The sequence below is a fragment of the Streptomyces sp. NEAU-YJ-81 genome (assembly GCF_017592595.1).
GTDB classification, from domain to species: domain Bacteria; phylum Actinomycetota; class Actinomycetes; order Streptomycetales; family Streptomycetaceae; genus Streptomyces; species Streptomyces hygroscopicus_B.
This window is the reverse complement of the sequence record NZ_JAGFNO010000035.1, coordinates 44,212-67,399: the sequence shown is the minus strand read 5'-3', so window position 1 is coordinate 67,399 and position 23,188 is coordinate 44,212. Positions and strand designations below refer to the sequence as shown.

11 protein-coding genes are annotated in these 23,188 nt (G+C 65.1%); 7 read left to right on the top strand and 4 right to left on the bottom strand.

Annotated elements, in window-relative coordinates:
* Positions 1 to 20 precede the first annotated feature (20 nt).
* Positions 21 to 3,950 (bottom strand): ATP-binding protein, encoded by a 3,930-nt coding sequence (locus J5X86_RS42850; RefSeq protein WP_208522032.1) that lies wholly within the window; start codon positions 3,948 to 3,950, stop codon positions 21 to 23.
* Between the two features lie 120 nt (positions 3,951 to 4,070).
* Between J5X86_RS42850 and J5X86_RS42845 the strand changes: the two genes are divergently transcribed.
* Positions 4,071 to 4,985: a hypothetical protein gene (locus J5X86_RS42845; protein ID WP_208522031.1), complete on the top strand. Its 915-nt coding sequence runs from the start codon at positions 4,071 to 4,073 to the stop codon at positions 4,983 to 4,985.
* A 14-nt stretch (positions 4,986 to 4,999) separates the two neighbouring features.
* On the opposite strand, the gene J5X86_RS42840 is transcribed toward J5X86_RS42845, so the two are convergent.
* Positions 5,000 to 6,091: an integrase core domain-containing protein gene (locus J5X86_RS42840; RefSeq protein WP_208522030.1), complete on the bottom strand. Its 1,092-nt coding sequence runs from the start codon at positions 6,089 to 6,091 to the stop codon at positions 5,000 to 5,002.
* Positions 6,092 to 7,096: 1,005 nt separating this feature from the next.
* Here J5X86_RS42840 and J5X86_RS42835 point away from each other — a divergent pair.
* The 3 genes from J5X86_RS42835 (at position 7,097) to J5X86_RS42825 (ending at position 10,744) form a co-directional block, all read left to right on the top strand.
* Positions 7,097 to 7,645: a hypothetical protein gene (locus tag J5X86_RS42835; protein WP_208522029.1), complete on the top strand. Its 549-nt coding sequence runs from the start codon at positions 7,097 to 7,099 to the stop codon at positions 7,643 to 7,645.
* 281 nt (positions 7,646 to 7,926) lie between these two features.
* On the top strand, positions 7,927 to 9,969 hold the full coding sequence (locus J5X86_RS42830) for a hypothetical protein (RefSeq protein WP_208522028.1): 2,043 nt from the start codon (positions 7,927 to 7,929) through the stop codon (positions 9,967 to 9,969).
* Entirely contained in the window at positions 9,953 to 10,744 is a 792-nt protein-coding gene (locus tag J5X86_RS42825) for a hypothetical protein (RefSeq protein WP_208522027.1), read from the top strand. Before J5X86_RS42830 ends, J5X86_RS42825 begins: the two co-directional genes overlap by 17 nt.
* A gap of 153 nt (positions 10,745 to 10,897) precedes the next feature.
* Here J5X86_RS42825 and J5X86_RS42820 read toward each other — a convergent pair whose 3' ends face one another.
* Entirely contained in the window at positions 10,898 to 11,989 is a 1,092-nt protein-coding gene (locus tag J5X86_RS42820; protein ID WP_208522026.1) for an integrase core domain-containing protein, read from the bottom strand.
* A 207-nt stretch (positions 11,990 to 12,196) separates the two neighbouring features.
* Between J5X86_RS42820 and J5X86_RS42815 the strand changes: the two genes are divergently transcribed.
* Positions 12,197 to 14,254, top strand: a complete 2,058-nt coding sequence (locus tag J5X86_RS42815; protein WP_208522025.1) for an ATP-dependent endonuclease — start codon at positions 12,197 to 12,199, stop codon at positions 14,252 to 14,254.
* Positions 14,255 to 14,259: 5 nt separating this feature from the next.
* A complete protein-coding gene (locus tag J5X86_RS42810) occupies positions 14,260 to 16,017 on the top strand; it encodes a UvrD-helicase domain-containing protein (RefSeq protein ID WP_208522024.1) in 1,758 nt (585 codons plus the stop codon).
* Between the two features lie 324 nt (positions 16,018 to 16,341).
* On the opposite strand, the gene J5X86_RS42805 is transcribed toward J5X86_RS42810, so the two are convergent.
* Positions 16,342 to 17,439, bottom strand: coding sequence for an integrase core domain-containing protein (locus J5X86_RS42805; protein ID WP_208522023.1), 1,098 nt, complete (start codon positions 17,437 to 17,439; stop codon positions 16,342 to 16,344).
* A gap of 851 nt (positions 17,440 to 18,290) precedes the next feature.
* Between J5X86_RS42805 and J5X86_RS42800 the strand changes: the two genes are divergently transcribed.
* A complete protein-coding gene (locus J5X86_RS42800; RefSeq protein WP_208522022.1) occupies positions 18,291 to 22,556 on the top strand; it encodes a LamG domain-containing protein in 4,266 nt (1,421 codons plus the stop codon).
* Positions 22,557 to 23,188 lie beyond the last annotated feature (632 nt).

The window sequence follows — 23,188 nt, the reverse complement described above, 5'->3', positions numbered from 1 at the left end:
ATCCACAGGAAACGCCCAGCTCAGGGGCGCGGGACGCGCCTGAGTGCCGTCCGCACCGTCTCCCCGACATCCGGCACTGGAATGCCTAATTCCTTGAGCCATGCGACCACTTGGGCGACGGTGGTCCTCATCGAGCGTGATCGATCGAGCAGGTCCTGCAGCGACACCTTGCTTTCCTTGGAGAGGTAGTGATCCTCGTGCCTGTCCACGATGAGGAGCTCTAGCGCGTCGCTAAAGGAGAGTCCCTCTGGAAGGTCGGGGCAAGAGGGCTGTATGCCGTAGGAGTTGAGGCGTTCGGCGATCTCGTGTGGGCTGCGGTGCAGCGATCGTGCAGCCACGACGAGATTGGCGAAGGGCATTGAGTCGCCTGTGTACACGTCCCACCAGGAACAGGGACCGAAGCTCTGGAACAGTTCCTCATCCAACGCGTCGAGGTGAACAGGGATGCGGAGCGGGATCACGAATCCGTAATCTTGAAGTCGACTGATCACGGCTTTCAGCGGACGCTGGGAGGAAATGGCATTGAATATTATTCGATAGGGGAATGGTCCGGGTGGAAGGTAGTCCGGCTCATCACCACCTGGGCCGTCGTCGAAGAGGGAGAGGTCCTCCGCTCTGGCATCACTGGGAAAGGGGGTGAGGGGCGTAAATCCCAGGTCGATGTACTGCTGCCAGACGGCGTTCGGATTGACGCCCAGTTTTTCCGCAGCTATGAGAATCTGCGCCGGAGGTATGGTCGCCGATCCGCTCAACCATGGCCGACGTTGACAGTGGTTACGCAGTAGAACTAGGGTCGCTTGACCCGGTCGATCGGGCAGCCCACGGTGGTCGAAGTCGAGACCGTATTCGCGTAGCCGGGCGCAAATTTCTGGAACTGGCAAGCCGAGTCCCATGCTTGCCTGAGCAATGCGCCCGGGCGGAACGGGCTCGCCCGGGTTCAGCCATCCAAACTTGGCGCTTTCCGAGTCCACCACTAGCAAAGTGTCGGTCTCGGCCGCTAGGGCGAGTTTTACCACCGCGTCCGGTACCTCGCGACCGATCCCGCGCCACTTGTCGGCCATCTCGGTGACGCTCATGTCTGCCCGAGAAGCTCCCAACATCAGCTCATTTACCGTGGGTGAACCATCTGTGAGGAATAATCCTCCATAGTAGGTGTCCTGGATGATCGGAGCGAGGTTTGCTTCGGAGATCAGCGGGTCATCCGGAAAACCGTCGGGGCGCAAGTGATGGATTCCAAGCCGAGCGCCGCGGTGTGCCACGGCTCGCGGCGAGAGATTCAAGCGCCTCATAGCATCCGTGAAGCCCTTCAATGATGGGCCGAGGCTGTGGTTCCAGTTCCAGTATTCACCGTTGTCGCCCTTGTGTGTAATCAGTAACTGGTCGGACGGCATCGCGGGGAGCACGGGACCGGCATCGGCGAGTTCCGGGCAGAAGTGCGTCAGCTCTTGTAGCGTCCGGTTGGGCTGGTGAGCGAGTAGTCTCCATAGGAAGATATGATCAGGTATCTCGCCTGCGAATGACCAGGGTATGTCTTTACGAGTTTCGTATGGATGCTGCCCATCCTGCATGAGTTCGGCGTCGGACGGAAGAACTCCCGTCCGTGCGACGTCGAAATATAGCCCCTTATATTGCAGCTGGCGACCCGTTTCGATAGTTGCACCGGTTAGTATATCTGCCAGTTCCAGGCTCCCGTGGGCCACCTGGCAGAGCCATTGGAAGCTGGGCAGCTGCTTTTCTACGGTGAGGAGTACGTCAGCGGCGTGTGTCAGCAATTCCTGTAGTGGTGACGAGAGGTCGTCAAGGACTTGACTGCGGTCGGCGGACAGCTGCTCGGGGGCGAATTTGCCGGAGAGATTGATGACGACGCCAGTCAGACCAGAGTCGGCCGACGAGAGCACGCCACGGCGGGTGGCCGGCTGGACGACGAGGCCGTCGACCAGCAGCGCGCCGCCCTTTTCGGTCCAGATCAATTGAATGCCTGCTGGCGCATCGTCCCAAGCGACCTGCACACCGTGTGTATGGAGCCCGAATCGTTCGCCAGCGGGTTGTTTCCTGGGCTTGAGCTGCCCCGGTATCCACTCGGCGTGGCGCTTCCCTTGCCGTGCTGTTGTGGGGAACTCTGCAATGCCTAGTAGGCGTTCCAGCACGTCGATGCAAGACCAAGCACCGGCCCGTCGGGGCTCGTCGCGCAGATACAGCCTGACCCGGGTGCCCGGCTCTTCGCCACGCTCGGTCAGCTTCACGATCCTGAACAGATGGCCGGGACCGAAGATCGAGGCCTCGAGTACCGGGCCTGGCACGCCGGTGGGCCCCATTCGACACGTGGTGACGCGGATCTCGTCCGCAAGCATGAAATAGCTCAAAACCCCGATGCCGAAGCGGCTGTTGGGGTGGAACTCCACCGGCGGATCGACTTGGGCCCAGGCGGACCGCTCCAGCTTGAAGTCTGCCTGCTCGGCGAAGCGCGCGCCGGCGTGGGAGAACACACCCCGCAGTTCGGAATCTCCCATTCCGATGCCGTTGTCGCGGCACTCCAGGTACGATCGCCCGTCGTCGTCGGTCGCCTGTTTGAACGAGATGCGGCCTTCGTACGAGTGGGAAGCCGACGTCGTGAGGCGGTCCAAGTACTGCGTTCTGGCGCGGCGGTACCGACAAGCGTCCAGGGCGTTCTGGTACAGCTCGCGGACTGCCAGATCGCGGTCCTTGTAGAGCTGGACGCCCATGAGTAGGTCACGGATGCGGCGTTCGTCGAGGCGGAAGCCAGCCCAGCCGTCGAAGGCGCCTTCCGCTGGAACGACGCCGTCGGCCGACAGTCTGGTCGGCAGGGCGGGCATGAGATGTGGGATCCGTTCCAGCACTGTTCGATTGACCGCGTGCAGGATCTCGTCCACGCGCGTCGTGTGATCACGCAGCCCTTCGATGACGGCTTCGTGATGGCATTCCGCCCGCAGCACCGGAAGTTTCGGCGTGCCGCCCCAAACGGCCAGCTCCACGGTGCTACGGAGCAAACCCAGATCCACCGGATGCGGGATCCCGAGGTGCTCGGCGACGATGCTTGGCAAGGCGGTCAAGTCGAGGCAGGCCCCGTAGGCCAGCGTGACGAGCAGCAAGAGCCTTTGCTCGCGGATGCGTTGATGACCGGGGGCGCGAACCCGGTTATCGGCCGGGAACAGGTCGAGGAACTCCGGATTGCAAACGTCCGGCCCGCGCCGTACGCCGTGCAGAAACCTGGTCACCCTGGGGGCGCTGAGTGTTTCTCCTAGCGCCTGCGCGGGCTCATGGATCAGTTCCAGGAGCTCGCGTGCCCCGTCCTGGCTCGCGTGGTCGCGCCGGCTCATCATCCATCGGTGGAACAGCCACCAGCCGATCGGCGCTGCTGCTTCGGGACGCAGCAACGCACGCTTGATGAGCATGTCGTGCCCCTGAGCGAACGCTTCGTAGGACTGCCGGTCGGCGTCCGCGTCTGGGATTCGTGTAAGCCGGGCCGGATCGACCACCGAGTACTGGGCCGCCATGCGCAGAGCGTGTGTGCGATAGAAAAATGGAATGAGCACCAGCAACGCGGCCTCAGCGGGATAGAGGTCTAACGGCGCTTGGTCGTCCACGTCGCCCATCAGCCACTCGAGGCGTTCCACGAAACGCACCGCAACTTCAGGGTCTCGCCACGGATCAGCGCCCAGCGTCCGCTCTGCCTCGTCGCTCAGCCCGGCTAGCTCCTCGACGATCAACCCCACCTGGCGCCGGAAGAAGGCGACGTCACTCGCCGCTCGCACGTGCTCCCACACTGCTGACCCGACGGCGGTCCGCACCCAGGCAATGTCCGTTACGGGCTGACTCTCGGCCTCCGGGCCGCCCTGTTGCACATACAGCCTGCCGATTGACCGCGCCTGCACCACGGTCCCCGCCATGGACTTGCCGGCGAACACATTGCGGGCATCACCTTCTCGCATGCCGTACGCCCACCTCTGAGGATTGTCGTCCAGTGCCGTCGAGCGATCGGCGCCATCTTGTCATCAATGCCACAATGGGGGTCAAGGGGGCGCAGGTTCAAATCCTGTCGTCTCGACGGTGTGACCAGCGGGTTTGCCAGTGATGGCAGGCCCGCTGTTTGCCTGCGTGTGACACGTGATGGCAACGTGATGACATCCGCTGAATGCTGGCGCGGTGCCGTGACGGTGCCCCTGGCCAGGGGCACCGCAGCAGAGAGAAAGCCAAGCGAGAGCGGGGCGGGCGGTGGTTTTCAGGCCGCCCGCTGTTCTGACGCTCCGCCAGGATCGGCGGTGGCGTGTTTGCGGTCGGCGCGTGAGCTGGGAGTCTTCCTGGAAGTCGAGGCGCCGGGCGGTGGCCACGATCCCGCGATTCTGCGGGAAGAACACGCCCAACGGTTCGTCGCCGACCAGCGCCATCGCGAACGTGAAGGGCTCCCCTCGCTGGCCGTGAAGCGGCCGGACGGGAGCGCGAGCATCGTCGCCACCGTCACGCGGTCGGTCGTGTTCAACGCCGTCCGCAAACTGATGCGCGACGCACTGGACACCGACACCGCCGAAGTGCTGTGTCTGGAACGCGAGTTCATAAGCGCATTCCCCACAGCGGGTGCCACCATCGGCCGGACCGCGCGGCGGCCCTTCCTCGACGAGGTCGCCCGGGCCCTGGCCGATGAGACGAACCTGGCCGAACTCGCCTCCACCTACGACATCAACGACAACGGTGTTCGCGACATCTGGGAGACCACTGTCACTACCGGCCGCCGCATCGGCGAGGTGATCAAGCTTCGCTGGGATTGCATCGGCCGCTACGGCGGCGGCCTGGCGATGTTCTGGCACGACCAGACCAAGGTCGGCAACTACGACGCTGCGATCCGCATACCCGAACGCCTCTACAAGATCCTCGCCGAACGCCAGCGCGAGACCCTCGACCGCTTCATCGCCCGCTACGGCTACCGGCCCACCGGGGCCCAACGCGCCGGACTGTGTGGGTGCCGATAAATCATCCGCGCAGTTCAGGCCGCTCGCTGGTACTCGTGGAGGGTTCCGCCGAGTCGGTCTCGTCTGTGGACGTCCAGGTGGGCAAGCTGGGCTTGTTGCGTGATGGGTGTGGGTAGCGGGCGGCAGGGAGCGGCTTGTTGCAGGGCTCTGTGCGGGCGGTGTTCGTTGTAGAAGGATTCATACTCGCGCAGGGCGTGGAGGAGGTGGCCCTGGTTCCAGATCAGGGTCCGGTCCAGGAGTTCGGTGCGGCAGGTCTGTATCCATCGCTCCATGAGCGAGTTCATCCGTGGTATCCGAATGCCGGTGGTGACGACATTGAGACCGGCGTCGGTCATCAGGGTGTCGAAGGCGGTTGTGAACTTCGAGTCGCGGTCGCGTATCAGGAACTTCGCTCTGCTGCCTGCGTCTTCGAGGTCCATGAGGAGGTTGCGTCCGAGCTGCACGATCCAGTCCCCGGTCGGATGCGCGGTGACACCGAGGATCCGGATGCGCCTGGTGGTGTGCTCGATGACGGCGAAGACATACAGGCGCGCCCCCGTCAGAGTGCGGACTTCGAAGAGATCGCAGGCGAGGAGGGCCTTGGCCTGGCTGCGCAGGAAGTCGGCCCAGGTGGTGCTCTGCCGTTCGGGTGCGGGTGGGATGCCGTGCTCGCGGAGGATCTCCCAGACTGTGGAGGCGGCGACCTTGATCCCCAGCGCTGCGAGTTCGCCGTGGATCCGTCGGTATCCCCATGAGGCGTTCTCTCTGGCCAGGCGCAGGACGAGGGCGCGGATCGATCGGATGGTGCGTGGGCGTCCGCGTCGCTTAGGTGCGCAAGTCGCGGCATGGCGCCGCCTGAGCAGTTCGCGATGCCAGCGCAAGACCGTGTCGGGGCGGACCAGCAGCAGAAGGTGCCGCAGTCTGTCTTTGGGGAGGTGGTGGAGCAGGCCGGCGAGGATGGCGCGGTCGCTGTCGGTGAAGGTGGGCTTGCCCGCCTGGCGCTGTAGGACCAGTAGTTGGTGCCGAAGCACGAGGATCTCGACGTCCTTGTCTCTGTTGCTCATCGGGAGAAGGCGTAGGAACGCGAGGGTGTTGGTCGTGGCGAGGTAGGCCAGGCGCAGCAGCACGACAGATCATGATGCCGTCGGGGCCTTGTGCAGGTGAAGACGCCGGGGTGAGCATCGGCCAAAGTCGAAGATCTCTGATCAAGCTCTCACCTGCGTGGATGATTTACCGGCACCCGCAGAGCTGATAGATCAGACGTATCGCCACGACCCAGCATGATGCCGCACAGCACTCGCCGGCTTCCTGTGCTCTGGCAGATCCGAGCCCGCCGGTCACCTCGGGTGACACAGTTTCCGGCACCCACAGGGACATTGAGTAACTGCCTCCCGGTTGGACGGCAATCTCGGCGTGCCTCCAGACGCCCACGCGGTGCGATCCCGCCGAGCAGTCGGCCTGCGCTGGGGCCTGAGGAGCGGCACAGGCCAGAGCGCGCCCTTGCGTCCGGTCAGGAAATGCGATCAGGAAATCGCTTTAGGTGCGATTTCGGGGAGAGATCGACCTGGCCTTGCAGGAGCTAAAGGGTGCAGGCTCCAAGAGGGAAGAGCCTCGCTCGCCAATATCGCGATGTCTGGTTCGCGATGCGGGTGCGTCCTGCGTCCCAAGAGTGCGAGAGAAGCATCAGTCGCCCGGAATCCGAACGGTCACGCTGAACGGTATGCGTCTGACTCTCGCGCGATTACTGCTGTCGCCCATCACTAGCAGCCGTGCCGCTTGGGCCATGGCCCGTAGCCGTGGCCAGCTCTCCTTCGATGCCGCTTGGCGCCGAGAACGCCTGGCCAGGCACCCTGATGAGTTGGTCTACCGGCTGCACGGGCATCTCCCGCCGCAGAGCCCAAGAGCCGGACATGACAAGGGACCTGTACACGGGAAACCGAGGGCGGAACCAGGCCGCGAATACGAGACGTGAAGTCATAAGCGTTCTCACTTAAGTGACTCCTGATATAGGAGAAACGTCTGTGACGGAGGGGGAATGGATGCCTTTCGGTCATATTTTCAAAGAGGTGATTTCGCCGTTGGTGTGCGAGTGAGAATTTCTGGCATGAATCGACGCGAGCCAGGGGGAGTTCATGTCTGACTTCAGTGCTCTATCCGCGTTGCTCGGTGCCGGGCTGCCGGCCACGTTCACGTTCCTCTACCAGCGTCTTGCGAACCTTCTGGACCGGCATGGCGCACCTGAGGCCGACTTGGCGGCATCCGTGCCGCTGCGGGGCGAGTTGACCCTGCCGCTGACCGTCGATGAGGAGCGACTCGCGACGCACCGGGGAGAGCTGGAGCTGCTGCGCGATGCTCTCGGCTCGTACCACCGCGGTGAGTCGCCCGTCGACGTGGGTAATCCCGAGCTGCTACGGGTGCTGGGGCGGCTGCGCGGCAGGCTAGAGGAGCTCTACGGACAGCGGCTGACGTTCCAGGGGGAGGGGGACCGGCAGCCTTCTGGTCCCTTTTCTCGGCAGAAGATCGACACCGTGCACGGCCACGTCACCGGCATGCATGCCGACGAAACCATCAGTGGATACGCGGAGACAGACCAGGACATCACCACTGTCGCCGAAGGGGCCACAGTCACCGGCATGCGTGCCCGGAACATCGGAAGCCCTGCCAGGCGATCCCAGGATTGAATCCTCACTTCCCGTGCCAGCCTCCAGAAGGACCTCCTGTGACCTCCAGCGCCGCCTCGCCGCAAACCCCGGACGCACCCCCGGCCACTGCCCCATCCCCTGCACCACACCCCCTCTCGGCGCCCGCTCCTGACCCAACCACGGCGTCGTCCAACACATCCGAACCTGGCGAGCATGGAGTCTCCCCTGTCCCCGGCTTCCCCGAAGACGTCCCGACACCCCAAACCCGGGAGAAGCCGGACGCTCCCACGCAACAACGAACCCCTGAAGCCGACGGCAGCTTGGAAGACACCGACCTCCACGAGGAGATCACCGAACCCGGTTGGACCGGACAGGTCAGCCAGCGTATCGGCACAAACCGCGGCACCGTCATCGGCACTCTCATCGAGCAGGGATTCCGCCGGCTACGAGGCGTCACACTGCCCCCGGCAGAAGTCGCTGCACAGCTGAAGACCTACGTCCGCAACGAAGACGACGACCAGGCCATACACAAGATCCTGAACCAATGGCCGGTCGTCGTCCTGACGGGAGTACACGGCAGTGGCCGCTTCAGTACCGCCCTTGACGTACTGGGCCGTCGTGTTGGCGAGAACACCCGCCAAGTGCGCCGGGAACCAGATGCGCCGTTCGGCATGGCAGGACTGCAAGAGACCAAGACTGGATGGATCCTGGATCTGCGCGCGGAGCAGCCCTCCGCCGGCTTCGGCCGCGAACTGGTCGAGGACGCAGACCGGCTGCCCGAGGGATCCTGTCTCGTCGTCCTGATGAGCATCACGGCATGGGCCAAATGCGGTCAGGGAGCAACGGAAATCGCCAGGCCCCTGGAAGGGCCACCACGCAAGGACATCCTGCGCAAGCAGCTGAAACAGGCTCCATTCGCCATAAACATTGAGAAATGGCTCTCGCCCGAGCCCATCAGCAGGAGCCTCGACTCCCTTCTGCCGGCGCAAGTGGCCGCCTGGGCGAATGCCATCATCACCACCGAGGACATCGAACGCCGCAACGGCCGCCCGGCATCCGACGCGTCGCCCGACACCGACTACTTCAAGGGCTTGGTCCTGGAGGTGGTCAAGGCCGCTGAAGACTGGCGCACCGAGCTTCTCAACTGGCACAACACCCATAGCGACAGCGCCTACCGCAACTACCTCCTGGCGGCCGCTGTACTGGAGGGCGCGAGCTCGGACAAGATCTACGAGGCGTCCGCCAGCCTGGCCGCGGCACTCAAAGAGACGCCCGAGCCCCGCAGCGGCCAGCAGGGGCTGGGGGTCGTCGCACTGACACACACAGCCAACGCCGACCTGCAGCCCGACGGCACCATCCGCTTCCGGTACAACAACTACGCCGAAGCAGTCGTCGACTACTTCCTCGACGACCGCCCTCACCTTCTGGAGGAGTTCACCCGCTGGACCGCTGCCCAAGTCACCACGCTGGGCGAATCAGACCTGGCTGCACCACTGGCCCAGCGAGTCAGCCACTGGACCGTGCACTACACCGCGCGCCACCGCAGGACGAGCCTCCTGCGCTCGCTGGCCGAACAATGGTCCTCCTCCTACGCCGATGCCGCATGCGACCTGCTGGTGCTCGCCGCAATCGACGACCACGCCGGCGCTCTGGCCCGCAGCGCCTACCGGAGATGGGCCAAAGAGACGGACGCTCTCAGCACCGACTTCAAAGTCGTCCTCATCCAGGCCTTCCAGAGACTTGCCACCATCTACCCGACCAGCATGCTGAGCAGAATCGCTGAACTGGCCACCCCCGCACACCAGGACACCGTCCACAGCGACAAGGCCACCGCAGCCATCAGTCAGGCGCTCAACGTCTTGTGGGACCAGGACGACCAACGAGCGGCCATCCATAAGCAGCTCACCCAGTGGGCTGGGGACCACCGCAAGCCCCAGCAGTCGGCGGCACAAAGCACCTTCGCCCACCTCGCCACCCGCCGCACGCCCAACGGGCCAGCCCTCCTGACAGACTCACAGATCACGACTGAGTGGCTGACCGACATGTGGCGCAGCGCCCTGCCCACGAATGCCTGGTCCCCGATCGTGGCCCAGGCATTCGCGTACTGGATGCAGACTGCACTGGACACACCCGACTTCAGCCCCACCATTCAGCAGATCTTCCTGCACGCCGTACACCGCCCCGCTGACCCCCACTACAGCGCACCACGCATGATCGCCATGCAGAACCTTCTCTACAGCTGGACCCCCGCACCGCCCTCGCAACAACCCAGCGACGCCACCCAGTTGCGCGACCAGCTGTTGACCCGCCTGAGGGCCGAAGACCCCGCCGCACCCCCTGACGCCCATGCGCCGCAACCGTAACCGAGCTGGCTGGCCCGCTCCCCGGGCCGGCCAGCTCACCAATAACAACATCACCTACGCGCTGCCCAGCAACGCCCCCGGCTACAACTTCCAGGCACACCTGACCGGACGATGGGAGGAAATACCCGCCGCCCGGCAACACCACGACCCCCGTGCGGCAGCCACCCACCACGCCCTAGAAACGGCCCGCACCGTGAGCGGCCTGTATCCCCTTACGGAACACCAGACTGCCCAAACCCACATCAACAGCCGACTGGGCAGCTCACACGACCTCGACGATGCTCCCGTCCGCCTCCTGTGGGCCCAGGTGCAACTGACAGTTGACAGCTCAGACATCGACGCGGTCGTCTGCCTCCAGCGCCGGATGCACGACGAGGCCCAGAACGAACATGCCAACCGTCAACGTCAGCACCAGGCAGAAGAACTGCACCGAGCCCTGTCCACGACGCCCACCCTGGCGCTCGCCTACTGGCTCATCCGCCAACCCGAAGCCGCCGACCGAAACACCATCGACGCCCTCAGTCAGCTGACACGAGAAATCACTGCCTACGCCCCACATACCGCTTGGGTCCAAGTCGCCCACCTGCTCCAGACCTTCGTGCAGGACCTCCCCACGCCCGCCCGAATGAACCTCGTCGACAGCCTCGCCCAGATCTTCACCCGCTACGACCAGCCAGAACTTGCCGCCCGTCTGCGTGCCCTCGCACCGCAGATCCAGTCCGCCAACGGACACCACCCAGACAGCCCGCCAGGCGGACCGCACCTCGGCGCGTGAGGTGCTCCAAGAGTCACTGATGGGCGCCGGGGTGAGCGCGGAGCGCGGGTGCCACGACCACTGCGGTGTGCTCAGTCACCGCGCGCAGCCATCTTCGGATGGCGTTGCACAGTGTCCGCCAGCCTGTGCCGCTCGAAAAGTCGTCGCTGCACGTTATGCCGCATATCGGTACTCGTTGACGACGCCACCGAGGATCCGGGTGCGCAGGACTTTGCGGGGGCTGATGTCGTGCCCCGTGGCCGGTTGGTGGTCAGCGTCGGGCGGTAACTGGTTGCGGGCTTGATGGGGTCGGTGCTGGTTGTAGTGCCGCTCATAGGCTGCAAGGACGTGGCGGGCGTGGGCCTCGTTCATGATCAAGAGGTGGTCGAGGACTTCGCGTCGGATGCTGCCGATGATGCGTTCGCAGTGTGCGTTCATACGGGGAGCTTGTGGCGCACTTTTGAGGATCTCCATGTCCTCGGCCTGGAAGACGGCGTCGAATGTCTCGCCGTACTTGCCATCGCGGTCGCGCAGCAAGAAGCGCAGGGAGCCGATACGTGGGCCCAGGTCGGAGGTGAGATTCCGCGCCTGCTGCACGGCCCAGTCCTGTGTCGGGTGGGCGGTGACGCCAGTGATGTGCAGTCGCCGGGTGCCGTGCTCGAGGAGCACCAGCGCGTACAGCCGCTTGCCGAGTGCGGTGTCGATGTGGAAGAAGTCTGCCGCGATGATGCCCTCGGCTTGCGCGGTCAGGAACTCGCGCCAGGTGGGGCCTGCGCGGCGCGGCGCCGGATCGACGCCCGCGGCATGCAGGATCTCCCAGACTGTCGACGCGGCGATCCGGTGCCCGAGTCGGGTCAGCTCCCCCTGGATCCGCCGGTGCCCCCACCTCGGATTCTCCCGGGCCAGCCGTAGGACGAGTTTCTTGATCGCTGCTGTGGTGGGTGGGCGTCCGGTGCGACGGCGCGCGGTGTAGTCCCACTTCGCGGCGAGGAACCTGCGATGCCAGGCGAGCAGGGTGCCGGGGGTGACAGGGAAGATCTCACGCCAGTGGCGCCGGGGTATCAGCGAGGACTGGGCGGTGAACCAGAGCCGGTCGGCGGGCTCGTAGCGCACCGGTCCGGCTAACTGGCGGCGCAGGACCGCGTTCTCGTGCCGCAGCACCAGCAGTTCCGCGTCCTTCGCTGTCCCGCGACGGAGGAGCACCGATGGAACAGTCAGCAGGCTTCGGGTCACCTTGTACAGCAAGGGCACGATCGCGGGGGACATGATCCCAGCGGACTGGCCGTACCACTCCCACCTGCGACGACGACTTTTCGAGCGGCACAAGATATGCGGCATGACGTGCAGCGATGACTTTTCGAGCGGCACAGGGTCCGACGAGCAGTCACGGTCGGCGTGACAGCAACGCAATGTGCCCAACCACGCTATGTTACTTTTCGGTTAATTCGAGCGCCGTGTGGATGATGTGTCAAAGTGGGCAAGGGCTGCCCTATGTGTCGCATGGTGCAGGTGACCGATTTTATGGGTTCATGGATTAGCGGGGGTGCGTTAGTGAGCCAGGACAAGCCAAGAGCCGGAATGTATCTGCGGCAGCTCGGTATCAAGAATTTCCGGTCGTGCTACGACATCGAGGTCGACTTCCAACCTGGCATCACGTTGCTCGTGGGCGAGAACAACTCCGGTAAGTCCAACGTCATCGAAGCGCTCCGGCTGGCCACCACACCGCTGAACCGCCGGGCCACGCGTTGGTTCGACGAGGTCGACCTGTCCCATGGCCGCGAAGGCCAGGAGGCCCAGTTTCGCGCCACCTACGACGGCCTGTCGACAGCCCAACGGGCCCACTACATCACCGCGCTCGACGTGGAATCGAACCAGGCCGCGTACACGACGACGTACAAGCGGGACGAGGTCCGGCAACAGATGCGTCCGACCGTGACCGCGGGTCCGGTGGACGGGCCGGACGCCGAGCCCGACAAGCGCGACCAGATCGCGCACGTCTACCTGGCGCCGCTGAGGGACGCGCAGCGCGAGCTGGACTCATCGGACGGGAACCGGCTGCTGCGGATCATCCGCTACCTCACCGAGGAAGACGAACAGGAAGAGTTCCGGGCGCAGGCTAACGACTCGTTCACGGAGCTCAAGAAGCATCCCGTCCTGACCGCCACGACCAAGGAGATCCAGGGCCACCTGGGCGAGCTGACCGACTCCGTCCGCGGGCAGACGGTGGAAGTCACCTTCGCCGAGTACGAGCTGCATCGCCTGGCGCGCAGTCTGCGGGTGAAGATGGCCGAGGCTGGCATTCCGCCGGCCGACCTCGCCGAGTCGGGCCTGGGCTACGCCAACCTGCTGTTCATCGCGACGGTGATCCTGGAACTGCGCAACGCCCAGCACATGGAGCTGACGCTGTTCCTCGTCGAGGAGCCCGAGGCTCACCTCCACCCGCAGCTCCAGGCCGTCCTGCTGGATTACCTCCAGGAACAGGCCGAGGCTTCCCTCAAGGACGACACCCAGGGTCCGGCCGGCCGCATTCAGGTCATCGCCAGCACGCACTCGCCCAACCTGGCCAGCAGCGTCGGCATCGAGAACGTCGTGGCCCTGCGCACGCGGGTGGACCAGGAGACCGTCCGGGATGAGAAGGGCGAGGAAAAGGTGGTCCTGCGCCGGAAGACCCAGGCGCTCCCTCTGGCCAAGCTCGCCCTGACCGACGACGAGCGACGGAAGATCAACCAGTACTTGGATGCCACTCGGGCCGGCTTGCTTTTTGCCCGTCGCGTCATTCTGGTCGAAGGCATAGCCGAGGCCGTTCTGCTGCCGGTCATCGCCCGCCACTGCGTCTTTGGCGGCGAGGACCAGGCCAAGCAGCGCCGGGACTTCCAGGGTGTCACGATCATCAACGTGGGCAGCGTCGACTTCGCCCCGTACATCACGCTGCTGCTGTCGGAGGTCAACGGCTGCCGGCTGCTGGACAAGCTGACCGTCATCACCGATGGCGACCCGGACATCCCCAAGGAGAAGAAGGCCGAGGACGGGGAGACCGAGGACGGCCAGGGCGAGGCCCAGGAGCCGACGGTCGTCCCAGCCGAAGGTGACTCCGGCGACGAGGACGCCGAACCAGAAGAGGACGAGCCGGAAGACGACGATGACGACACCGCGGTGAACAACCGCAAGGACCGGCTGACTGCTCACGCCGAGTCCATCGGGGCCGCCGACCACCTCATCGTCGCCGAGGCTCCCCACACCCTTGAGGCTGACCTTCTTGGGCCCGAGGCCAATGAGCCGCTGCTCAAGGCGGCTTTCCTGAAGCAGAAGCCGCGATCCAAGAAGAAGTGGCAGGAGATCCTCGACAACGAGCGAGGGCCTGCTTGGGGCTTCTACCTGAAGCTCCGCAAGCACAAGAAGTTCATCGGCAAGGGCGAGTTCGCGCACGATGTAGCCCTGACGATCGCCAATGGAGGGACTTTCGAGGCCCCTCAATACCTGACTGACGCCGTCCGGGGCGTCCTGACGGACGCGTCGGGTGAGGCACGTTGAACGAGGTGAAGCTCACCGACGACCAGCAGGCGCTCGTCGACGCCGAAGACAGTCTGTTCGCGGCCGCCTGCCCTGGCGCCGGCAAGACGCGCGCCATGGTCGCCCGCTTCCTCAAGCGGACCGCAGAGGAGCCCCGACGTGGGATCGCTCTGATCTCCTTCACCAACGCAGCCGTGGACGAGGTCCGACGTCGCTGTGGCAACCAGGGGGAGGCCCTGCGGACGCCCCACTTCGTTGGCACGTTCGATACCTTTATCCACCGCTTCATCGTCACCCCGCTGTACCTGAAGGCCTACCGCCAGAAGCCGAACTATGTGCAGTCCTGGCATGACGTGGCCTGCACGAGCTTTCGCTTGCGGGACATGGGACGGACGAAGAACCTGGAGCTGAAGTGGTTCGACTTTGATCCAGATGGTCGGGCTCACCTGAACTTGAACCGGGTGCCGCAGGACTTCGGGGACGCTGGGGCGCACCGCATGTTGGCGCAGCGCAAGCAGGAAACGGAAGTCAGCGCTTCCCACATTTTTGGCCGGCTCCTCAGAGCCGGGACCATCACCTGCGAGGCGGCCCGCGTTCTGGCCACGTTCTGGCTGGGCAGCGCCGAAGAGCGGACGATCCTTGAAGGGCTGCTGCGAGCTCGTTTCGCCGAGGTCATCGTGGACGAGGCGCAGGACTGTGGCCGAGAAGAGCTTGGCATCCTGGAGTTCCTCCGGGACTGCGGCGTCCGTGTGGTCATGGTCGGCGACGTCGACCAGTCGATCTACGAGTTCCGGAACGCGACCCCGGCCGTCGTCCAGGAGTTCGCTGCCAGCCTGCCCGTCCAGCTCGCGCTCGAAGACAACTGGCGCAGCTCTCCCGCCATTGTCGCCTTCAACAGTGGGCTGAGGTCCGGCCAACTCCTCGAGAGCGCTCGCGGAGAGCACTCCGTAGTGCAGACCCCGGTCCACCTGATCGAGTTCTCGGCGCTCGACCAGATCGTGCCGGCGGCGCTGGACGTCGCCGAGCAGTACAAGCTGGTCGCGGATGAACTTGTAGTCCTGTCGCATGCCGAAGCCCACGGGATGAAGGCGGCTGGCGTGGTGAGTCTGGAGGGCGCCGGGAGCAACCGGGTTCTGGCCATCGCCAACGCCGGTTGCAAGCTTAGGTCACGGGAGACGGATCCCAAGGCTCGCAAGAAGGCTGTCGACCAGGTCCAGCGGGCCATCCTGGCGGCGCTGACCGTGGGACGGGAGACACAGCACCACAGCTTTGCCGCGGTCTGCGAAGAGGTTGGTGTCGAGCCTCGGTGGCTGGAGAGCTTCGCGGTGCGGCTCGCCCTGAGTCTGGATGCCGAAGGAAAGACCCGGAGTGACTTTGCCGCCTCGGTGCGCGACTCGTTGAAGACGGCCGACTGGGGCACCGTGCTGGCCCCGGCCTCCAGCGACCTGGGCAACCTGTTCAAGGCGCCATCTGAGGGAGCCTGGGCCGGCGTCGCCAGCTTCGGCAACAACCCCTCGATCCGTTACTCCACGGTCCACGGCGTCAAGGGTATGGAGTTCCCCGGAGTCGTGCTCGTGCTGCCGGACAGGCTACGAGTGGACAAGGTCACCGAGCGCACGGTCCTGGACGACTGGGAAGGCGACCACAATACCGAGGCCCGGCGCGTCCTCTACGTCGGCGGCTCCCGGGCACAGCAGCTGCTCGTGTGCGCGGTTCATCGCAAGCACACCGACCGAGTTGCCTCGCTGCTCGACGCCAAGAGCGTTCCGTACGTCAAGGCGTAGTTCGGGAGCTTCGTGGCTCTGGCGTGGTAAGTGAAACGGGCTCGATGCACTGTGGCATCGAGCCCGACTGAGGCGGCACTCTTTCGTGTTCCAAATGCGTGGCTCACCTGCATAAACGGGAGGGGGGTGGCGGTACTGGTGTTGACGCGACGCCCGGTGTCGTCCGAAAAGTTGTGCGCACATGACGCTTGATGTCCGACAATCGCCTTCTGAACAGGGAGGCACGATGGTTTCGGACATGAAGTTTGAGGACGGTACGCTGCTGCGGCTGAGGTCGCCGGAGCCGGGAGGCGTTGCGCTTGCCGAATACCTCATCCGTGCAGGTCACACGGCATGTCTGTATTCGTGGAGGATGCCACCAAGGCGGTCGTGGCGTCGTATGTCGAGCTGGCTTAGCTCATCGGGATCGTCGATTGGTGTGGGCAGTGGGTGTAGCGGTCGGGCATTCGCGATGCCCTGGTGCGGTCGATGGGAGTTGTAGAACTCCTCGAACTCTCGCAGGGCGTGGAGCAGGTGGCGTTGGTTCCAGATCAAGGTTCGGTCCAGGAGCTCGCGGCGACAGGTCTGTATCCAGCGCTCCATGACCGAGTTCATTCTCGGCATCTGGATGCCGGTGAGGACGACCTCGATCCCCGCGTCCTTGAGGACGGCATCGAACAGCTGGGGGAATTTCCCGTCCCGATCGCGGATCATGAATCGCGCCCGGCAGGCGACGTCCTCGAGATCCATGATCAGGTTCTTCGCAGCTTGCGTTACCCAGGAGGCGGTCGGGTGTGCGGTGGCGCCCAGGATCCGGATGCGGCGACTGCTGTGTTCGATCACCGCGAGTACGTACATCCGCGTGCCGGACAAGGTGACCGTCTCAAAGAAGTCGCAGGCCAGGAGGGCGTCGGCTTGGGAGCGCAGGAAGTCGGCCCACGTGCTGGAGCTCCGGTCGGGCGCTGGATCGACGCCAGCTTCCTTCAGGATCTTCCAGACGGTCGATGCGGCCACCTTCACCCCCAGCGCGAGCAGTTCGCCGTGCAGACGCCTGTACCCCCAGTCCGGATTCTCCCTCGCCAGGCGCAGTACCAGAATCCGGATGGAGCGCACGGTACGAGGTCGACCAGGTCGCTTGGGTCGAGATAAGGCTGCATGGAGGCGTGTGGCGAGGTCGCGATGCCAGCGCAGCACCGTGTCAGGACGCACGAGCAGCCGCACACGCCGCAGGGCGGGCAACGGCAGCCGGTGCAGCAGCGCTGCCAGAAAGGCTCGATCGCTCGGGCTGAACCGAACTTTTTCCTTGCCGAGTTGGCGTTCGAGCACCGTGATCTGATGTCGGAGGGCCAGGATCTCCGCATCCTTGTCTCGGTCGCTCATCGGCAGCAGACGCAACACCGCGAACGCATTCGTCACACCCAGGTAGGCCAGTCGCAGTAGCACGATCGATCATCATGACGCGTGGCCCACCGACTACGCGAGAGCGCCGACTCGAGCGACCGAGGACGGTGACTGTGGGGCGTGGTGCAGGCCTCCGATCAGGGCGGATGACATTCTCGGCAAGCGCAGGGCGAACGTGGTGGGCTTGAGCGCCCTTTCCTCGAGGACAGCCGCTCGGTCAGATACGTGGCGAGGGTGAGATCGTCGCTGCAGTCCAGGCCGGTGCGCTCGGACTCCAGGGCTCGCTCGAGCGCTGTCTCGGCGGCCTTCTGAGTGGCGAATCCGCTACGGCAGAGCGGATGGCGCTTGCCGTCGGCCGAGGGCAGGTCGACAGCGAAAGCCCACGAGCCGTGCCTTGAACCATCGTGGAGCTTGGGGCAGCGGGCACCGTACTGTCGGCCGTCGGGGCGACGGCAGCCGCAACGCCGGTACACCCGGCCGCGTTCAGGAGACTGAGAAGCCATTGTGTTCACCTCCGTGGGGGGAGAGGTGACTCCACCGTGGAGGTGCCGACGCCTGGCGCATGAGGTGGCTGATCATGGCGTAACCGGGGCGATGTCATCACCCTGCCATCACAGGACGTCCGTCGAGGATGCTGACCAGTGACGACGCCTTTGGGGGTGTGTCGGTGGTCAGCGTGTCGAGCCGGCTTGAGGCAGCGGTTCCCTATCGGTGTCAGATGTGGCGCAAGTCACCAGGAAAAGATGTGGCGATTGCTCCAAATGTTGAGCGATGTCCTTTTCTGGCTACCTGGACTGGTGTGCGAGGTGATGTCTACTCTCGCGTTCACGATTCCATCGAGAATTGTTCATAACCGAGCAAGGTCTGGGGAGACCTTGTGGGGGGAGTCTGCTATGCCTTTGGGCATTCGGCGGTGTGCGCGTGTGTCCGGGGTGGCGTTGGTTACCTCGGTCATCTTGGGAGCGCTCCCGCATGCTGGTGCACTGGGCGCCGACGTGCGCTCCGCGCCGGTGGCCAAGGATGCGCGCGGTGTGAAGAGCGCGGTGAGTGAGGAGCTGGCGCGGGCGGCTGCTGAGCGTGAGGGCAAGCCGGTGGAGATCGCCTCACTGCGGGGTGAGAGCAGCGAGGTGTTCGCCACTCCTGACGGGAAGCTGGAGGCCAGGGAGTATCTGCGTCCCGTTCGAGCGCGCGTGGATGGTGATTGGAAGGCCATCGACACCGCGCTGGTGAAGACCGGCGACGGGATGGTTGCGCCGAAGGCGACGACCGTGGACTTGAAGTTCTCCGGTGGCGGGAGTGATGCACCGCTGGTGCGGATGACGAAGGCGGGGCGTGAGCTGGCCCTGTCCTGGCCGACGGACCTGCCGGCCCCGCGATTACAGGGGGACACGGCCACCTATCCGGAGGTCCTGCCGGATGTGGACCTGCGGATGGGAGCCCAGGAGGACGGCTTCACCCAGCTGTTGGTGGTGAAGTCCGCCGAGGCCGCGGCCAGTGAGGAACTGGCGGAGTTACGGCTGAAGCTTGACACGGGTGGCCTGGACGTCCAGGAAACCGGCACTGGCGGGGTCGCGGCGAACGACAAGGGCGCGGGCGGCGCGGTGTTCGAAGCGCCCCAGCCGGTGATGTGGGATTCCAGCCCCGGCCCAGGCGCACAAGGGCCCGCCGGTGTGCTGGTACAAACCGCCGATGTTGCCGGGTCTGAGGAGGAAGAACCGGCCGCGGGAGAGTCGGGAAAGCTGGCCCCGGTGGGGGTGGAGGTCCCGGCGGCCCAAGATGAGCTGGTGCTGAAGCCCGACGCCGATGTGCTGAAGGGCGAGGGCACGGTGTATCCGGTGTTCATCGACCCCCAGTGGTACTCACCGAAGGCGTCGGCGTGGACGATGGCGTCGAAGTACTGGGCGTCGTCACCGCAGTGGAAGTTCAACGGCGACTCCGACGGAGGCATGGGCTACTGCGGCTGGGCCTACTGCCAGCCGCAGGACACCAAGCGCCTCTTCTACCGGATCCCGACATCGCGGTTCGCGGGCAAGTCGGTACTGTCAGCGGAGTTCGTGGTGCGGAACACATGGTCCGCGTCGTGTGACGCGCGAGGCGTGCAGCTGTGGCGCACGAAGGGGATCTCGTCCTCGACGACGTGGAACTCGCAGAACACGGACGGCTTTTGGATCGATCACCTGAAGACGGAGTCGTTCGCTTACGGCTACGACGGCTGTGCGGCGAAGGACGCGGAGTTCTCCGTGCGGTCCGCCGTTCAGGAGGCTGCGGACAAGAAGTGGTCGACGATGACGTTCGGCCTGCAAGCCTCCAGCGAGAGCGACCGGTACGGGTGGAAGCGGTTCTCGGATGACGCGTATCTGCGGGTGAAGTACAACCGCCCGCCCACACAGGTCAGGATGTCGCAGCTGACCATGGAGTACGGAGGCGTCTGCAAGAAGCCGGGAGACGCGGCGCGGGTGCGCACCCTGGGCAAAGTCTACGCCAACAACGTCACCGACCCGGACCGCGACAGTGTCGCGGTGCAGTTCCAGGCGAAGTGGGACGCGGGCGACGGCAAGGGACTGATCGCACGCTGGAAACCCGCGTTGACCTCGTCGAAGAGATCGGGCTCGGACTTCGCGATCGCGTTACCGTCCTCGATTCCGGCGAACAAGACCGTTCACTGGTACGTCCGCTCCTACGACGGTGCGCAGTACTCGCCGTGGTCGTACGCAGGAGGGGCGACCGGGTGCTACTTCGTCTACGACACCTCGGTGCCGAAGGCACCCGCGGTCGCGTCGGGCGAGTATCCGGCGTCGGACCCGGAGGATCCTGAGGACCCGTGGCTGGACGGGGTGGGACAGTACGGCACGTTCGAACTGAACTCCGCCTCCACCGATGTGACGCGGTACCGGTGGGGTTTCAACGGCGACCCGGTGTCGGCGAACCAGGTGTCCACCTCCGCCGGTGCGGCCAGGTCGGTCAAGGTCCTTCCGGCCAAGCCGGGCCTGAACTTCGCCACCGCCCAGGCCTTTGACGAAGCGGGGAACGGCTCGGAGATCCGCACCTATCAGTTCCGGGTGAAGGCCGGGCAGCCGGAGCGGGCGACGTGGCAACTGGACGAGAAGCCCGGCGCCGCCCAGGCGGACGGTTCGACGCCGCCTCGTACGCTCGCTCTGCACGGTGGCGCCGCCACCGGAGCGGAAGGCGTCGTCGGCAAGGCCCTGTCGCTGAACGGTACGGACGGCTACGCGTCCACCGACCTGTCCGTGGTCGACGGCACCCGCGGGTTCTCGGTATCGGCGTGGGTGAAGCTGTCGGAAGTGCCCGACCACGCGGCGATGGTGGCGTCCCAGATCGGTAACCAGACCGCCGGATTCGAGCTGTACTACTCCGCCTCGTACGACCGGTGGGTGTTCAACACCTTCGCCGCCGACGAGCCCGGCGCGACGATCGTGCGGGCGATGTCCGGCACACCGGGCGGAGTGAAGGCCGGGGTGTGGACGCATCTGGTCGGCGCGTACGACGGCGTGGACAAGAAGCTGCAACTGTTCGTCAACGGCAAGCTGGCGGGCACGGCGTCCCACGACATCGACTGGAATGCCCGGCGGGGCTTGCGGATCGGCGCGGGCGCGTCGGCTGGGGATGCGAAGGACTTCTTCCCCGGCACGATCGACGAGATGCAGATCTTCGACAAGCCCGTCGCCCAGGACGAGGTCGACAAGCTCTACGCCCACCAGACCGTCGGTGACCCAGGGCGGCCTGCGGTGGCGGTCTTCCACCTCGACGAGGAAACCGGCGCTACCGACATCCAGGGCCACGGCGGAGTGATCCCCGCAAAGTACGCGGGCGGCGCCACCACGGGAGTGGTCGGTGTGGCGGGCAAGGCCACTCGGTTCAATGGCACGGACGGATACGCGAGGATCGGCCAGGAGCGCGCTCCTCACGTCAACACCTCGCGCAGCTTCACGGTCTCGGCCTGGGCCAAGCTGGACAAGAAGCCGGACGGCGCCGCGGTCATCACGGCCCAGGCCGGGAATTGCGCTCCGGGCTTCGAGCTGTACTACTCCAAGACCTATGACCGGTGGGCGGTCAACCAGTACTCCGCCGATACTGCCGACGCGACGCCGATCCGGGCCATGCAACCGGACGGGACGCAGGCGCGCGCGGGGGAGTGGGTGCATCTGGTCGGGGTGCACGACACGGTGGCCAACTCCCTCACCCTGTACGTCAACGGGGCCAAGGCCGGATCGACTCAGTTGGCCGGTGCGTTCTATGCGGATCAGTCGATGTACATCGGCGCCGGTTCCTACAGCGGAGGGGTCGATAACCACTTCCCGGGCACGATCGACGATGTGCGGCTGTTCGACCGCCCGGTCTCGGCCACCGAGGCGCAGCAGCTGTTCAAGCAGCGCGCGCTGGTCAAGGGACGCTGGATGTTCCAGCAGGCGTCCGGTTCGCCACTGACCACACCGGACGCCTCCGCGTCCGGCAACGACATGACGCTCAACGGCGGCGCACAGGTCGGAGCGGGCTGGGTCGACGGTGGCCTCCTGCTCGACGGCGTCAACGACTACGCCACGACTTCCACGCTGCCGGTGGACACAAGCGCGAGTTTCACGGTGACGGCATGGGCACAAGCCGCGGCCGTACCGAAGAACGGCGTAGCGCTGCTCAGCGCACCTGGTTCGGCACAGAGCGCGTTCTCGGTGCGGTATGTGCCCAGTGCGACGCCGGATACGGATTCTGGCCGGTGGCGAATCTCCATGGCGAGTGCGGACAGCAAGGACGCCACGATCACGCAGATCGAGAACGGACAGTTCTCCAGCCCTGCTGACTGGACACATCTGGCGCTGGTCTATGACGGGTTCGTCAAGCAGCTCAAGCTCTACGTGAACGGAGAACTGGAAGAGACCGCCTGTGCGGATACCGATGGGGACGGTGTATCGGATGATGCGGCCTGCACTGACCAAATCTCCCAAGCGGACAACGTGCTGTCCTTCAAAGGCACGCAGCCGCTGCAACTGGGGCGGGCCAAGACCGGGACCACCTGGGGTGAGTACTGGCCGGGCGCCATGTCCGACGTGTGGTCTTTTCAGGGTGCATTGACGGATGCGCAGGTCGCACAGCTAGCCGTTGGTATGCCTGCCATGCCCACGGACGTACCGGACAGCGACTGACCTTCGCAGAGGGTGAGGCCGAATGGCCTCCGGCCACAAGGCCACCGGCAGTTCCTGAGTATCGGCTTTCTCTCCGCCCCGTGGCGTATGCCTCCGGCGGTGCATACAGCGAGGGATGAAGGACAGGGATGAACGGCAGATCGAGCAACCGGTTACGGACACTGCGACCTCGTGTCGCGCTGGCCTCGGCCGTGGTCATGGTCGCGACCTTGGTGCAGGGAGTGGCGCAGCCTGCTGTTGCCGCAGACGACGGGAAAGGTCGCCCTGTCCTTCCTCGTGCGGAGCAGCCGGTGCCCGGCACGATCGGCAAGGTCAAGCCGCGCACCGTCATGAAGGGACCCCGTACCCCGCAGTCCACTCCTCGCGCCAGTTGGCCGGGGGCGGCATCAGCAGTGGTGACACTTCCCGCAGCCGGTGCGAAGGCCGGGGCAGGGCCCAAACAGGTGCGTGGCCTGCCGCTGGCCCTGGATGCGGAAGGGGTGCGTGGCAAGGCAGCTCGTGGTGACGTTACCGCACGGGTGCTGGGTCGCGAGGTAGCGCGGAAGGCCGGGGTTGACGGACCGCTGTTCACGCTGCAGCCCGACACGGGGCAGAAAAGCGTAAAGAACACTATGGCGGGCCGGGTACGGGCC